This is a genomic window from Gilliamella sp. B3892, from assembly GCF_026536305.1.
GTDB lineage: Bacteria > Pseudomonadota > Gammaproteobacteria > Enterobacterales > Orbaceae > Gilliamella.
Map to the genome: position 1 here is coordinate 34,276 of NZ_JAFNOK010000004.1, position 12,713 is coordinate 46,988.

11 protein-coding genes are annotated in these 12,713 nt (G+C 34.9%); 4 read left to right on the plus strand and 7 right to left on the minus strand.

The window, feature by feature from the left end; all coding sequences use genetic code 11:
- The first annotated feature begins 222 nt into the window (after positions 1–222).
- The gene (locus J3U74_RS05845; RefSeq protein ID WP_267329516.1) at positions 223–1,677 is read left to right on the plus strand and encodes a hypothetical protein; all 1,455 of its coding nucleotides are present in this window, start codon (positions 223–225) and stop codon (positions 1,675–1,677) included.
- Positions 1,678–2,428: 751 nt separating this feature from the next.
- On the plus strand, positions 2,429–2,635 hold the full coding sequence (locus J3U74_RS05850) for a hypothetical protein (RefSeq protein WP_220217391.1): 207 nt from the start codon (positions 2,429–2,431) through the stop codon (positions 2,633–2,635).
- 82 nt (positions 2,636–2,717) lie between these two features.
- On the opposite strand, the gene J3U74_RS05855 is transcribed toward J3U74_RS05850, so the two are convergent.
- The 6 genes from J3U74_RS05855 to nikA are packed head-to-tail and all read right to left on the minus strand — an operon-like array spanning position 2,718 to position 9,053.
- Positions 2,718–4,043 carry an MATE family efflux transporter gene (locus tag J3U74_RS05855; protein WP_267329517.1) on the minus strand — a complete coding sequence of 442 codons (1,326 nt, stop codon included), beginning with the start codon at positions 4,041–4,043 and terminating at the stop codon, positions 2,718–2,720.
- Positions 4,044–4,047: 4 nt separating this feature from the next.
- Entirely contained in the window at positions 4,048–4,827 is a 780-nt protein-coding gene (locus J3U74_RS05860; RefSeq protein ID WP_267329518.1) for an ABC transporter ATP-binding protein, read from the minus strand.
- Positions 4,828–5,694 (minus strand): ABC transporter ATP-binding protein, encoded by an 867-nt coding sequence (locus tag J3U74_RS05865; RefSeq protein ID WP_267329519.1) that lies wholly within the window; start codon positions 5,692–5,694, stop codon positions 4,828–4,830. It lies immediately after the preceding gene.
- Positions 5,684–6,514 (minus strand): nickel/cobalt ABC transporter permease, encoded by an 831-nt coding sequence (gene opp1C, locus J3U74_RS05870; RefSeq protein ID WP_416379784.1) that lies wholly within the window; start codon positions 6,512–6,514, stop codon positions 5,684–5,686. Before opp1C ends, J3U74_RS05865 begins: the two co-directional genes overlap by 11 nt.
- A gap of 2 nt (positions 6,515–6,516) precedes the next feature.
- On the minus strand, positions 6,517–7,461 hold the full coding sequence (gene opp1B, locus J3U74_RS05875) for a nickel/cobalt ABC transporter permease (protein WP_267329521.1): 945 nt from the start codon (positions 7,459–7,461) through the stop codon (positions 6,517–6,519).
- A gap of 26 nt (positions 7,462–7,487) precedes the next feature.
- Positions 7,488–9,053 (minus strand): nickel ABC transporter substrate-binding protein, encoded by a 1,566-nt coding sequence (gene nikA / locus J3U74_RS05880; protein ID WP_267329522.1) that lies wholly within the window; start codon positions 9,051–9,053, stop codon positions 7,488–7,490.
- A 305-nt stretch (positions 9,054–9,358) separates the two neighbouring features.
- Between nikA and J3U74_RS05885 the strand changes: the two genes are divergently transcribed.
- Together J3U74_RS05885 and J3U74_RS05890 are read left to right on the plus strand one after the other, a co-directional pair.
- The gene (locus J3U74_RS05885) at positions 9,359–10,663 is read left to right on the plus strand and encodes a DEAD/DEAH box helicase (RefSeq protein WP_267329523.1); all 1,305 of its coding nucleotides are present in this window, start codon (positions 9,359–9,361) and stop codon (positions 10,661–10,663) included.
- A gap of 26 nt (positions 10,664–10,689) precedes the next feature.
- The gene (locus tag J3U74_RS05890) at positions 10,690–11,031 is read left to right on the plus strand and encodes a YggL family protein (protein WP_220217383.1); all 342 of its coding nucleotides are present in this window, start codon (positions 10,690–10,692) and stop codon (positions 11,029–11,031) included.
- Between the two features lie 69 nt (positions 11,032–11,100).
- Here J3U74_RS05890 and J3U74_RS05895 read toward each other — a convergent pair whose 3' ends face one another.
- A complete protein-coding gene (locus J3U74_RS05895) occupies positions 11,101–12,693 on the minus strand; it encodes an ABC-F family ATPase (protein ID WP_267329524.1) in 1,593 nt (530 codons plus the stop codon).
- Positions 12,694–12,713 lie beyond the last annotated feature (20 nt).

Genomic DNA, 12,713 nt, shown 5'->3' on the forward strand with positions numbered 1-12,713 from the left:
AGATTTATCTGTTTGATATGCCTTACAAAGTCGTAAAATTCTTAACAACTCTTTACATAAAATTCAGATACAAACTACCTTATCTAATTTATTATTGTGAAACCGATTTCAGGTTTGCTCATATCCTATTCTTATGTCAAACAAATCGTTTTAGTACTACCTCGAGATGGATCTTGTTAATTCAAAAAAAAACATAAAGAGAATCAAAAGGAGTAGTAATTCATGATAGCATTAAGTTGTACACAGTCTTCAGATATTTCAAGCATTAATCAAAAATATTCACCTCATGTTAGACATATCAGAAAGCGAAAATATACCACCGTTCTTTTTTATTTATCAAGTTATATAACCTTAAGCATCGTTGCTAATTCTGTTTCCGCACTATCAAACCAAACAGCAAAATTTATTAATGGTACTGCACCTTATTTAACTTTTGATAATGGTCAAACAAAAAGTACAGATACTAAAGCATTATCTTGGATAAGTTATATGGAAAATGGTCAAGAGGTTAAATATAATCAACCACCCAAGGATTCTAATAATAATCCCTTACCTATTGCCATTCCAAATAGTATTGCTACCTTTGCTGATATACAAACAATCGTTCCGGTTAGCTCTTCTATGGATAGTGATAAAGTACAATCAATCGATTTCAGTGCGATATTGCAAGCACCTTATAATTATGGTCGCGATGATGATGGTGATTTGGTAAATGCAGGGACCGGTAAAATTTCTATGAGAATTACAAATTCTCTAGGCCAAAATGTAGCGCGGACTGATGCTGTCGACAAATGTTTAGCGCCATATTATATCAATTTACATATCGAAAACAGTAGTATTAAGACTCAATATGGTGTTCCAGATTCAACAACATTTAGTGATCTTGATGATAATTATTTCCTTAATGTTGGTTCAAGTTCATTTTATACTTGTTTTGTTCAACCGAGAACATTAACACAAAATAAAGGTGTGTCTGGGCAATGGGACCAATATAAAAAAGTTTTTTTAGTCCAAAATGTTAATGATCCAGAATCTAACTTTCCTGCAACGGGCGCCAATGATCTTAATTTTAGATTGATTGTAGCGGGGTTGAAAAGTTATCGCCAACTTAGTTATACCAAAGAGCCTAGCAATTCTAATGTTGATTTAGAATTTAGTGAATCTGATGAAGTTGCTGTTGTGAAGTTAAAAGGCCCAAACTCTAATTCTCCTTCATCTAAAATGAGTTTTGTGCCAACACAATTTACCATTTATGCTGATCCAGGGAAGACTATTCCAATTTATCGATTTAAATTGCGCCACTGGTTTATTCCCCAAACTGATAGGAATGGTCGAGATACAATCGAGAACAAGTATAATAATGCTTTAAGTTATTGCACAAGCTTACCAGGTTATAGATTACCGATTGTGTCAGATCTGACTAATGGTAATGGTGGTGGTTGGACTGGCGGCTATCCTGGAAATGATCAAAAAAAATATAGACAAATTAATGGTGGATTGCTTTCAGAGTGGGGCTCATTAAAAAATTTAGATTATGGTAGTTCTTGGACTGTCTTTACCTTTTGGACAAGTTCACCAAGTCCATACGCTGATCAACATTATATTGTGTCCTCTGATGGTGACACAATTAGTGCTTTGAAAAACCAAATAACTCAAGCGCTTTGTGTTTCACCTTAAATAAAATTTAAGAAATATTTCCAGAAGTATTATTTTTAATAACAGTCAAAAAGGGGGAGAATAATACCCCCTTTTTAATTTTGTTATATTAATAGATAATTAACTATCAATGCTATCATTTAAAAGTAATTAGAGAATGTTTTAAATCAACTCAATCATTCCTATTTATCACCGAAAGCTGTTTGCTTGGCTGTTGACACAAATTGTACATTATCTTTTTTCAGCCTCCGGCTTCAAGATAGATTTTAGGAAAAGTTAGTTTATTTATTTAATGAAATATAAAATCTCAATTATCGAAGAATAATCTACTCAATTAATATTGAAAACGTTTTTTTGCGTAATTTTTGACAAACTAAAAAAGTCTTATTACAACAAACTTGTTGATGATAAGATCTCAAAATTTAGTAACCTATCGAATTTCGGAATTATAAAATTATCCAATTTATTTTAAATAATACCCTTAATCGTTTTGTTGATAAAAATTTTATACTTCCTCTATTTTTATACTGAAACGTAGGTATTTTCTGAAAGATTTTGACAAGATTTCCTATATTATTATCAAAAGATTGCTGGTGAAATAGTGCTTAAATTGTAGTTTTGTTTCAAATAATGATGTTAAATTCATTTAATAAAAAACGGTAAAATCGGGTATGATTAAAAAACATACTTGCTTTTTTTTTTATCAGAGCTTATAAATATCACTGATAAGTATTGGCTTATCTTAAATATAACTATACTGGAGGAGCTTATAATGGTACAAAAATTTGCTGCATACGGTAGTGATGTTTCAGCCGGCACTTATAAATGTGCTGACTGTGGATATATTTATTCCAACCAAAGTAAGAAATCGTTACCCCCTTGTCCGGATCATAATAAAAAACCACATAGTAAAAATGGTTGGTATATAGTTAGTGGGCAAGGTGATTCAGTTAAAGATCCTCATCCATCTAAAAAATAGTTTGTATATTTTTAAATCAAAAGGTAACCGGTTGTGTTACCTTTTATTTTCTGATCAATTTGATAAAAAATTTAACAACAATTTAGATCAATACGTAGCCTTTAGATTTTTTGATCCAGATGACTAAGAACAGCGTCCTTCCTAAACTGAATAAAATATATGAAAACCATAATCCATTATTTCCCCAAATTGGCACGCATATATATTGAGCAATCAACCAAAGTAATAGTGCGAGAATCATTGAATCTCGGATTGATGATGTATAGCTGATTCCGGAAAAAACACCATAGTAAATCAAACCACCTGCAACTGCTATTGGAAATATCATCAACCATAATTGATATTGCTGACACAACCCTATTATTTCTGTTTGATTCGTCAATAATTTTATAATTGCGGTATCGAAAGCTAACCAAATGGCAATTAAAATTATCGGACAGATTATGCATGCCTGCAATGACCATTTAAGGGTTTGATTATATAACGTAATATTTTTCGTCCCTTTAGCTTTGCCACTAAATACGCTTGAAGCATTAGCAAACCCATCAAAAAGATATGCCATTAAATAGTGAATTTGGAACAATACTGCATTGGCGGCAAGCACTTGAGTGCTGAAGCTAGAACCAATTGATATAAAATGGTTAGTGACAATTAAAAGACAAATAGTACGGATCATCAAGTTAGTATTGACTAAAATTACCCCTTTTAATGACTGCCAAGATAATATTGCTTTTAAATCGGTTTTTTGTTGTGTTTTTGGTAGATAACGATAGATATACCAAAATCCTAATAAACTACAGCTGATCTGTGCGCTTAAGGTCGCAGAAGCTACCCCTTCAATGTCTGAATGAAATCCCCAAACTAAGATTATAGCCAAAATAATGTTAAGTACATTAATAAGTACTTGTAAAAACAAAACCGCTTTTATTTTTGCCATTCCCATTAGCCAACCGACTAATACATAGTTGATAAGCACAAAAGGGGCGCCCCAAATCAAAATTGAATAGTAGGTTTTTGCGAAATGTGTGACTTCCTTATTCGGTTTAATCACTTGCATGGCCGCATCAAAAATAGGTTGCTGTAGAATAATAAATAAGATACCTAAAAATATAGCAATAACTAGCGGACGAATAAGCGAAGAACGCAATAATATAGGATCACTTAAAGCTTGTGCAGCAAAACCCGTTGTACTGACTCGCAAAAAGCCGAATAACCAATAAATGGTATTAAAAATGACTGCACCAACAGCGATACCGGCTATAAATGCTGGATTAGGTAAGTGCCCCACTAATGCTGTATCAACTACTCCAAGTAGTGGGGTTGTAATGGTTGAAATAATAAAAGGGATCACCAAGGCTAAATAGTCTTTAAAATAAAACTGTTTGTTGTTTTTTAATTCGGTTGTCATAAATTTAAAAACCTAATACAGATTCAAGAAGTTGCTTAGAATAAGCATTTTTAACATTGCCTAATTGTTCGATATTATCAACATGTTCAACAATTTGTCCCTGATAAAAAAACATGGCTCGATCACAAAGATAAGTGATTGTTGTTAAGTCATGTGTAATAAAGATACTGGTTAAATTTAATTGTTTTTGTAAATCGGACAATAACGATAAAATTTGTGCTTGCACTGAGATATCTAATGAGCTGACCGCTTCGTCGAATAAAATGAATTGAGGCTGACAAGCAATTGCTCGGGCAATACAGATACGTTGTAATTGGCCACCACTCATTTCATGAGGAAATCGGTTAGCAAAAGTATAATTTAAACCAACTTGCTCTAACAGTTCATCAATTCGTTTTTTACGTTGTTTATTAGGTATTTTTTCATAAATATCAATTGGTTCTGCAATAATATTCTCAACGGTAAAATAAGGGTTAACCGAAGCATTATAATCTTGAAATACTGCGCTAAGATTACGTCGCATCACTGACTTTTTCCAGGCTCTTTTTGAAATGTCTTGCCCATTGAAATAGATTTTACCACTGTCGGGTTTTTCCAGTCCAAGGATCAATTTCCCGAGTGTACTTTTACCGCTACCGCTTTCACCGATAATGCCCAGACACTCACCGTGTTTTAACGATAAAGAAACATTATTGATCACTTTAGTTTTTTTTCGACTAAATAATCCTTGATCGGGTTGGACAAATGATTTGTTTAAATTTTCAACTTGTAGTAAAACGGTCATTTAAATGCTCTCCAAGCTAACATTAAGAGGTTTAGGCTTAACTGCAGCGTTGAATTTTGTTACTAATTGTTTTCGAGCATTGATTAAGTACTGGGTATATTGATTTTTAGCATGATAAAAAATCTCATCTCGCGTTCCCTGTTCAACAATAGCGCCGTCTCTCATTACAATGATTTGATCTGCTATATGATGAATCACACCTAAATCATGTGAAATAAAGATCATGGCTGTTTTTGATTGTTGCTTAATTTGTTCAAACATCTTAAGGATATGATATTGACTAATCGTGTCTAAAGCCGTTGTCGGCTCATCGGCAATAATAAGCTCGGGTTCTAGCATTAGAGCAATTCCGATCATAATTCTTTGCAGCATGCCACCACTTAATTGATGTGGATACTTGTTGTAAATTATCTTAGAATTATCTAAACTGATGGTTTCAATCATGCATAGGGTTTTATTAATTGCTTCACTTTTAGTCATTTTACGGTGAGCAAGTAGCGTTTCAACAACTTGCTTGCCAATACAATAAAGTGGATCAAAAGCATTCATCGGGTGCTGTAGGATAACTGAAATAGTGTTGCCACGAATATTACGTAATACTTCTTTACGTTGTTTCAATAGATCAGCACTTGATGAAAAATGTCTGTTTTTTTGTTTTGGAAAAAATAAAACTTCGCCCTTAACTCGAAAATAGGGCTCTAGCAAGCCCATAATTGCTTTACATGTTAAGCTTTTACCGCTTCCACTTTCACCCACAATACCCATGCATTGATAATGGTCTATACTAAAAGATAGATTATCTAATAGTGTTTTGCCATTACTAAGTGTTACGTTAAGATCCTTGATCTCAAGTAATTTATGACTCATTTGATTTGTCCTTTGGATCGAGAATATCTCTCAAACAGTCGCCTAACATATTAAAGGCTGCCACCACAATTAAAATAGCTATTCCGGGAAAAACCATTTGCATTGGGTGTTGGATCATCACATTTTTTGCCTCGCTCAACATAAGCCCCCATTCAGCCGTAGGGGCTTGAACCCCCAATCCGATGAACGATAACGCCGAAATATTTAAAATAACCCAACCAGTATCTAAAGTTGCTAATACCACCAATTCAGACATAATATTTGGCAATAAATGACAGCGTATGATGAAGGTATTGGATGCGCCAATGGCTCGTGAAAAAAGAATATAATTTTTTCGACTGTGTTTGATTACCGAACTTCGTATCATGCGGCTATACCAAGCCCATTTAACGACAATATTAGCAATAATAACATTTTCAATTCCAACACCTAGCACCCCAACTATGGCCAGAATCATCACTTGACTAGGAAAAGACAGCATAACATCACAAAGGCGCATAATGCATTCATCAAGCTTACCACGTTGATAACCTGAAATCAGACCAATAACGGTACCAATGACAATGGTGATTATCATCGTAAGCAGTGATAAAAATAGGGTAGAGCGGATACCATAAAGTAAACGAGAAAAAATGTCTCGTCCTAAATGGTCACAGCCCAGCCAATGTTCGCCAGACATGCTAGCATATTTACGCACTATACGAACTTTATTCGGATCAAATGGGGCAATATAGGGTGCTAAAATCCCAAGAATAATGATTAAAGTAATCAAAACGATACAACACAAAGCCGTTTTATTTTTGATAAGTTGCTTTAGTATAATCATCTGATACCACCACTATCTCGTAAACGAGGATCGAGCAATTGATGAACGACATCAACAATGAAATTACACACCACAAATAAAATCGACATAATTAAAATATAAGCTTGGATAACCGGATAATCTCGATTCATAATGGCTGCAATACACAAACGTCCAAGCCCTGGCCATGAAAAAATATATTCCACAACAAAAGATCCCGCTATTAATTGGGGAATTGTCATACCTAATGCCGTTATGGTGGTATGTAATGAATTAACTAAGACATGTTTTAAAATAATTGAGCGTTCTTTTAAGCCTCGGCTACGTGCATAAAATACGCTGTAGTTATGCATATTTTCGAGCATATTATTACGAATAAATCGGACGTAGGTTGAGATATAAACGAAAGATAATGTTAAAGTTGGCAAAATTAAATTTTGCCATGTGCCATAGCCGTTAGTGGGTAAAAGATCTAAATAATTGGCAAACAACCATATAAAAAGCAGACCAAGCCAATAACTTGGCATAGCGGTACCTAAAAATATGATTATCCGTACAATATGATCGAATACCGAATTGGCGAAAATAGCACATAATACGCCTAAAATAACACTTACAATCAATGTAAAGATAAAAGACGAAATGGCTAAAACAACTGTTGGAACTAGGCTACGTAACATTTCATCCCAAACTAATCTGTCACGATGTATAAACGAACGCCCAAAATCAAGGTGAAAGACGTTATATAGCCAGGTAAAGTAACGACTCCAAAAAGGTTTATTTAATCCGAGTTCCTCTCGCATACTTTCAATAGCATCCGGTGTTGGCATGATTTCATTAAGACGCAAAGCAACTTCAGCAGGATCGGAAGGCGCTAAATTGATAAGTAAAAAAGCGATAAATGAGATACCAAATAAAATTGGTATCATCATTATTAAACGTTTTAAGATATAACTTAACATGCTAATTGATCAATAAAACCAGTAGATTAATAGTGCATTTTTTCAAATGGTATATCAAACTGAGAAGGTGCAAATTCGATCCCTTTTAATGATTTTACTGCAATAGCACGATTTCGTTCATAAGTTAGTGGGATATAAACCGCTTGATCATGCAGGGTTTGCAGTACATAACGATACAAGTTTTGACGTTCTTGCTCATCAGTCGAAATTAGCGCTTTACTAATACTGGCATCGATTTGAGGTTTTTCTTTTAATCCTTGTTGTGCCATATAGTCGCCATAAACCGGAAGTTTCATGCCAGATAGGAATGATTGAGGGTCATAAGGCATTCCCCATGAGATATCAAACACCATATCAAAATCGCCGGCTTTTTGACGATCACGATAGCCTTGTTCTTCCTCGCCATGAATATTGAGCTTTAATCCAACTTGCTCAAATTCGTCTTGCATGTATTGTGCAATGGTTTTTTGTGACGCAGTATTACTATCATAGTAAAGGGTAATTTCAAAAGGTTTGCCATCTTTTTGACGGTAATTTTCACCGTTTGCCTTAACCCAACCAGCCTGATCAAGTAATTGTTCAGCTAATTTAGGATTATACTCATACGGTTTCAGCCCTAGATTGGCATAAGGTATATTTGTTGCCATTAAGGTATCAGCTGGCGCTTCACTATTGTTAAATATACCTTCTGATATATCTTTTTTACTGATGATATGCTCAATAGCTTGTCTTACATGGATATCACTTAAAGCCGGTCTTGTGGTATTCATTAAAACTATACGGCTTGAAACAGGCTTAGACATTAGTGTCTGAAACTTATCCATTTTGGAAAACCGCTCATAAGAATCTGCATCAACCATGTTTTTACCATAAATGAGATCAATTTCACCTTTTTCCAGTGCCATTAAGCGACTCTGATTATCAGCAATAACTTTCATGGTGACTTTTTTGATTTGCGGTTTATTGCCCCAATAAGTCGGATTAGCCGTAAATATGGCATACTGATCTTTTTTATGATCAGTTAATACATAAGGACCAGTTCCGATATAAGCATTAACTCCATCTTTGGTTTCACCGTTTTTCATTGAATTTGGGGAAATAAAACGCATAGGGCGTGTCACTGCAATTTCAATCAAAAATGGATAATAAGGTTCGGATAGATTCACCTGCAACGTATAATCATCTATTGCTTTTATATCGGTAATTAAACGCACCATTTCAAGCCATGTATGACGAACTTTATTCGATAGTACAGCATCCCAATTAAGTTTTGCGCTATGTGCATCGAATTTTGCACCATCACTAAAGGTGACATCTTGTCTCAATTTAAAAGTATAGGTTTTACCTTGATTGGTAATTGTCCAACTCTCAGCTAACCAAGGCGAGAATGTACCATCTTCATTGTAGTGTACTAAAGATTCATAAAGCATGTTTTGTGCCCACATTTCACCAGAGTAGAGATGAGGGTTTAAATCACGAATATCACGAAAGTTTGCAAAAGTGATATCATCTTTAGCAAAGCAGTTAATACTAACGGTCGTTAAAATTAACGCTATTAGTATTTTTTTTGTACGGCTGAAATTAAAAAGCATACATAGTCCATTAATCAATTACAATTGGGGGCGAGATAGTAGCATAAATGGAAATGATAATAAATATCATTTGGGTGGTTTTTTATCAAAAACATTTTAAAAATCAGGGTGTTCATTTTTTATAAATTGCTATTTATTGAGTTAAAGCGAAGTAATCGTTACAAAAAATAGTCTTATCTTTTCGACTGTTATTGTTTGATACACAATGTTTTGATTCAGTATCGGTAAATAATCAAACAATTATAGTCGAATTGTTTTATAATAATTTTCGATAATTCAATTTTCGTTTATTTAGGAATCATTTCATGTCATTTGACTCTCTTGGCTTAAGTGTCGAGATTTTAAAAGCAGTAAAAGAACAAAACTATAACCATCCCACTCCAATCCAACAAAAAGCCATTCCAGTTATCTTATCAGGTAATGATCTTATGGCTAGCGCACAAACAGGAACAGGTAAGACAGCCGGCTTTGCATTACCTATTTTACAAAAGTTAGTTGAGCAACAAAATAATGCACCTCAAAGAACGACTGGTAGAAAAGGTAAACGCCCGTTGTATGCCTTGATCTTAGCGCCAACACGGGAACTTGCTGCGCAAATTGGCGAAAATATTCGTGATTATAGCCGCTATTTAGCAGTGCGTTCGTTGGTGGTATTTGGTGGGGTAAGTATTAATCCACAAATGATGAAACTTCGAGGCGGAGTTGATATTTTAATTGCCACTCCTGGGCGCTTGCTTGATTTGGTTCAACAAAATGCGGTTGACCTTTCAACTGTTAAAACGTTAGTACTGGATGAAGCTGATCGAATGCTTGATATGGGCTTTATTCATGATATTCGACGAGTGATTGCAAAATTACCCAAAAAGCGCCAAAACTTACTGTTTTCAGCGACATTTTCAGATGAAATTAAATCATTAGCAAATACAATTTTACATTCGCCCGAATCGATCGCTGTAGCAAAAACTAATAGTGCATCTGAGCAAATTACTCAATATATTCATCGGGTTGATAAACGGCGTAAACGTGAACTTCTTTCTTATTTGATTGGTAAAAACCAATGGCAGCAGGTGTTAATTTTTACGCGTACTAAATATGGAGCTAATCATCTTGCTGAACAGTTAACTAAAGATGGTATTAAAGCTTCTGCGATTCATGGTAATAAAAGTCAAGGGGCAAGAACCAAAGCCTTAGCGGACTTTAAATCGGGACAAATACGAGCACTCGTTGCTACCGATATAGCTGCGAGAGGGTTGGATATTGAACTATTGCCTCATGTAGTCAATTATGAATTGCCACAAGTAGCAGAAGATTATGTACATCGTATTGGTAGAACAGGGCGGGCACTAAATCAGGGGCAGGCAATATCATTAGTTTGTATTGATGAGCTTCCTCAATTAAAATCAATTGAGAAATTGATTAAAAAAACAATCCCGGAAATTTTTACTCAAGGATTTGAAGTTGATCCTCGAATTAAAGCCGAATCAGTAAAAAAAGCGACAGTCAAACAGGTTCCGGCAAAAAGAAGACGTGTTAGTCAAACACGAACTTCTAAAAATAACCAGAATAGTATGAAGCAATCTAGTCATCATACATATTCTAAAACTAACTAAATTATCTAAAGTAGAAGGATATCATTATGGCTAAGGTTAATCGCAGTCGTCGTTTAAGAAAAAAATTACATATTGAAGAGTTTAAAGAGCTAGGTTTTACTGTCAGTTGGACATTTGACGAAGGCACTAGCGAAGAAACTATTGATAACGTTGTCGATCAATTTATCATTGAAGCGATACAAGCAAACGGTTTGGCTTACGAAGGTAGTGGATATTTAAATTGGAAAGGCATCATTTGTACTCAAAAATTGGGTAATTGTACCGAAGAAAATCGTGACGTTGTCACAAAATGGCTTGAAAGCCATGGGCTTAAAAATGTTAAAACCAGTCCATTAATAGATATTTGGTGGGATGAGTTAGAGTTTTAATTTATCTAAACATAATTAACCTAAAAAAATAGCCACAGATGTGGCTATTTTATTAATCAGACGATATCTTTATTCGATCCCTTGGCTGCGCAAGTAATCTTCATAATTACCGGTATAATCAATCACTTTTTCCGGCGTTATTTCAACAATACGAGTTGCTAATGAGCTAACAAATTCACGGTCGTGCGACACAAAAAATAAAGTTCCTTGATATAGCTCTAATGCCATATTTAATGATTCGATCGATTCCATATCCAAATGATTTGTTGGTTCGTCCATGACAATGATATTTGGACGTTGCATCATCAATTTACCAAATAGCATACGGCCTTTTTCACCACCGGAAAGCACTTTAACTTGTTTTTTAATATCGTCTTGAGAAAACAGTAGTCGGCCCAAAATACTGCGAACGGCTTGCTCATCATCGTTGGGTTGTTTCCACTGACTCATCCAGTCAAATACAGTTAAATCTTCTTCAAACTCATATTCATGATCTTGGGCATAATAGCCAATATTGGCATTTTCCGACCACTTTATATCGCCTTGTTCAGGGATAATCTCCCCCATTAATGTTTTTAATAATGTTGATTTACCTATCCCGTTAGTACCCAAAATTGCGACTTTTTCACCCACTTCAACCATGAGATTTAAGTTTTTAAATAACGGGCCATTATCAAAACCTTTGGTAAGGTTTTCCACTACCAAAGCATTACGGAAAAGTTTTTTATCCTGTTCAAAACGAATAAATGGATTTTGCCGACTCGATGCTTTGACTTCTTCGAGTTTGATTTTTTCAATCTGTCTTGCTCGTGATGTTGCTTGCTTAGATTTTGAAGCGTTGGCACTAAAACGACTAACAAATGATTGTAATTCACTAATTTGCGCTTTTTTCTTAGCGTTGTCAGCTAATAGTCTTTCTCGAGCTTGGGTTGACGCTGTCATGTAATCATCATAATTGCCCGGATAAATACGAAGTTCACCGTAGTCCATATCCGCCATATGAGTACAAACCATATTTAGAAAATGGCGATCATGCGAAATAATGATCATGGTACTTTCACGTTCATTTAATGTCTCTTCTAACCAACGAATAGTATCAATATCTAAGTTATTGGTTGGTTCATCAAGAAGTAAAATATCCGGATTTGAAAAAAGTGCTTGAGCTAAAAGCACACGTAATTTCCAGCCGGGTGCAATTTCGCTCATAAGTCCATGATGTTGTTCAACCGGAATACCCACCCCAAGTAAAAGTTCTCCAGCTCGAGCCTCAGCACTATAACCATCCATTTCTGCATACTGTGTTTCTAAATCGGCAACTTTAAACCCATCCTCTTCACTCATTTCAGGTAATGAATAGATACGGTCACGCTCCTGCTTAATGTGCCATAGTTGAGTATGTCCCATGATAACCGTATCGAGCACTGTAAACTCTTCAAAGGCGAACTGATCTTGGCGTAATTTACCTAATCTTTCATGAGGATCTAAAGCAACATTCCCGGATGTTGGAACTAAATCGCCGCCAATGATTTTCATAAAAGTCGATTTACCGCTCCCATTTGCTCCAATCAGCCCGTAACGGTTTCCGTTACCAAACTTAACTGAAATATTTTCAAATAGCGGTTTACTACCAAATTGCATGGTGATGTTGTTTGTACTTAACACAAATATTTACTCTCTTTAAC

Coding starts and splice junctions, on each gene's coding strand:
- opp1B (WP_267329521.1), bottom strand. CDS start 7,461: ATGTTAAGTTATATCTTAAAACGTTTAATAATGATGATACCAATTTTA.
- J3U74_RS05850 (WP_220217391.1), top strand. CDS start 2,429: ATGGTACAAAAATTTGCTGCATACGGTAGTGATGTTTCAGCCGGCACT.
- J3U74_RS05885 (WP_267329523.1), top strand. CDS start 9,359: ATGTCATTTGACTCTCTTGGCTTAAGTGTCGAGATTTTAAAAGCAGTA.
- J3U74_RS05865 (WP_267329519.1), bottom strand. CDS start 5,694: ATGAGTCATAAATTACTTGAGATCAAGGATCTTAACGTAACACTTAGT.
- J3U74_RS05890 (WP_220217383.1), top strand. CDS start 10,690: ATGGCTAAGGTTAATCGCAGTCGTCGTTTAAGAAAAAAATTACATATT.
- J3U74_RS05845 (WP_267329516.1), top strand. CDS start 223: ATGATAGCATTAAGTTGTACACAGTCTTCAGATATTTCAAGCATTAAT.
- J3U74_RS05855 (WP_267329517.1), bottom strand. CDS start 4,043: ATGACAACCGAATTAAAAAACAACAAACAGTTTTATTTTAAAGACTAT.
- nikA (WP_267329522.1), bottom strand. CDS start 9,053: ATGCTTTTTAATTTCAGCCGTACAAAAAAAATACTAATAGCGTTAATT.
- J3U74_RS05860 (WP_267329518.1), bottom strand. CDS start 4,827: ATGACCGTTTTACTACAAGTTGAAAATTTAAACAAATCATTTGTCCAA.